The sequence below is a fragment of the Allosalinactinospora lopnorensis genome (assembly GCF_000981225.1).
In the GTDB taxonomy this organism is placed as follows: domain Bacteria; phylum Actinomycetota; class Actinomycetes; order Streptosporangiales; family Streptosporangiaceae; genus Allosalinactinospora; species Allosalinactinospora lopnorensis.
Genome location: NZ_LAJC01000164.1, coordinates 1 through 2,298, shown reverse-complemented (window position 1 = coordinate 2,298; position 2,298 = coordinate 1). Strand labels below are relative to the sequence as shown.

The window sequence follows — 2,298 nt, the reverse complement described above, 5'->3', positions numbered from 1 at the left end:
ATCACGGGCGAGTACGGCGCCGGTGAGCGACTCCCGTCTCGCCAGGCGATCGCTGCGGAGTACGGCGTCGGTCCACGGGCCGCGGCCGATGCCGTTCAGCAACTGGTCGCCGAGGGGTACGTCGTCTCGCGGACCGGCTCGGGGTCCTATGTGCGCCCCAAGCCGCCCATCCGACGTCTCACGCGCTCGTGGTACCGAGAGACGCGCGGAGGATCGCCGTTCCGTGCGGACATGGTCGCCCAGGCGGTGCGCGGCGGCTGGGAATGCTCCTCGGAGACGACGGTCGCTTCCGAGGAGATCGCCGCCCGATTGGGAACCCAGCCGGAAGACCCTGTGATGAGGACGCGCTACACGTTCACCGGCGACGACGAGCCGGTGATGCTGTCGACGTCGTATGAGCCGCTGGAGATCACGGGAGGAACACCGGTGGTGCTGCCCGAAGAGGGGATGCACGCAGGACGGGGCGTCGTGGAGCGGATGCGCGAGATCGGGCAGCTCATCACGTATGCCAATGAGATCGTGACCGCCCGGCCCGCCCAGAACTCCGAGGCCGACCGGCTCGGTATCAGCCGGGGCACCGTGGTGATAGTGATACAGCGGACCTATTGCACCGAGGAACGGCCGGTGGAGACTGCGGACATCGTGATCCCCGTCGACCGCTACGAGCTGGCGTACACGATCCCGATCAACCAGGGCTGACTCCGATCCCCCATCCGGTGCCCGCGTGGTGAGGTGCGTACCAGCCTGTATACAGGGCAGTGTTTCGTTCGGGATACCACTCCGCTACCCTTGGCCCCAGCGTGAATCTTGACGTCGAGAGACATGTGGTGCCGCGGGTGCGCGGTGAACCGGGGAGAGGGCGATCGGGATGGGCGGGGAGACCAGCAAGACCGAGAGCGTCTACCGGCTGCTCAAGGCCGAGATCGAGGAGCTGCGCCTGCAACCGGGGGCCCGGCTGAGCGAGGTCGTGGTGGCCGAGCGGATCGGGGCGTCGCGCACGCCCGTGCGTGAGGCGATCCGCCGCCTCACCCGCGAGGGTCTGGTCCGCTTCACCCCCGGTGAGGTCGCCCAGGTCGCGCCGGTCTCCCTGGGTGGGGTGCGCTCGCTGTTCGAGTTCCGCCGGATCCTGGAGACGGCCGCCGCGCGGATGGTGGCACGGGACGGTGTCGACTGGCCCGAGCTGGTGAAACCGTTCCGCGACCTGCTCTCGGAGTTCGAGTCGGTGCGGGAGCGGCTGCCCACCGCCGACCGGGCGCGGCTCGCCGACACGTTCTACGAGCTGGCCGAGCGCTTCGACCAGAACCTGATCGCGGCCACCCGCAACGAGCCGCTGGCCCGGACCATCGCCGAGCAGCGCGGCCAGACCGCCCGGTTGCGCAACATCGCCCACACCGACACCGGCCACCTCGACGAGTCGCTCGGGGAGCACCTGCGCATGTGCCGGGCGGTCGTCGACGGAGCACCCGACACCGCGGCCGATGAACTCGCCCGCCATCTGGAGCGCACGCTGCGCACCATCCTGGACACCCTGGCCCGCGGCCCGGTGCGCGCACCGGCGGTCGAGGTCGAGGCGTGGCCCTCCCCGGGCTGAACCGCTCCCCGCCCCGAGCGCGGACACCAGCCCTGGACGAAGCGGGACGGAAGAAAGGCATCGCTCGTGTTATCCCATGACCTGATGAACACCTGCCATGGGTCGTAGGCTCCGCCGGCCGAGCGGCCCGGCGGCGCCGCCCTGGCTGTGGTGGCTGGTCGGGTGCGTGATCTGCACCCAGACGACCCTCAACCTCGCCCGGCCGCTCATCTCCTACCGGGCGATCTCCCAGGGCGGCGACGCGCTGGCGATCGGTCTGATCACCGCGGCGTACGCGCTCCTCCCGTTGCTGGTCGCGCTCCCACTGGGACGGCTGACCGACCGCATGTCGCGTACGACGTGGATCGTGCTGACCGGGATCGCGCTGCTGGTCCTCGCCCCCGTACTGCTGGCCGGTTCCGGATCGCTGGTCATGGTCGGCTGTGCCAGCGCGGTGCTGGGGCTGGGGCACATCGTCTTCATGGTGGCCGGACAGGGCCTGGTCGCGCGGCTCTCGGTGGAGTCCGAGATGGACCGCAACTTCGGCTGGTTCACGGCCGGCGCCGCAGTGGGGCAGATGGCCGGGCCGCTGGCGGCCGGATTCCTGCTGGGGGACGCCACGGGCGCCGCCCTCGGTGAGGCCACCTCCGTGGCCCTGCTCAGTGCCGCCGGCGCCGCCGCGTGCGGGATCCCCGTTGCGATCGGGCTCTGGCGGGCCGACTCCGGGG

Annotated in this window: 3 protein-coding genes; all 3 read left to right on the top strand. The window is 70.8% G+C overall.

Features of this window, described 5'->3' with window-relative positions; all coding sequences use genetic code 11:
• Positions 1-699, top strand: a 699-nt coding sequence (locus VS93_RS26235) for a GntR family transcriptional regulator (RefSeq protein ID WP_046472520.1), incomplete at its 5' end; no start/stop codon positions are given.
• Positions 700-868: 169 nt separating this feature from the next.
• A complete protein-coding gene (locus VS93_RS26230; protein ID WP_046472519.1) occupies positions 869-1,591 on the top strand; it encodes a GntR family transcriptional regulator in 723 nt (240 codons plus the stop codon).
• Between the two features lie 97 nt (positions 1,592-1,688).
• Positions 1,689-2,298, top strand: a 610-nt coding sequence (locus VS93_RS26225; RefSeq protein WP_046472518.1) for an MFS transporter, incomplete at its 3' end; no start/stop codon positions are given.

What these genes read in the sequence shown, in the direction of transcription:
- VS93_RS26230 (WP_046472519.1), top strand. Translation starts at nt 869, where the DNA reads ATGGGCGGGGAGACCAGCAAGACCGAGAGCGTCTACCGGCTGCTCAAG.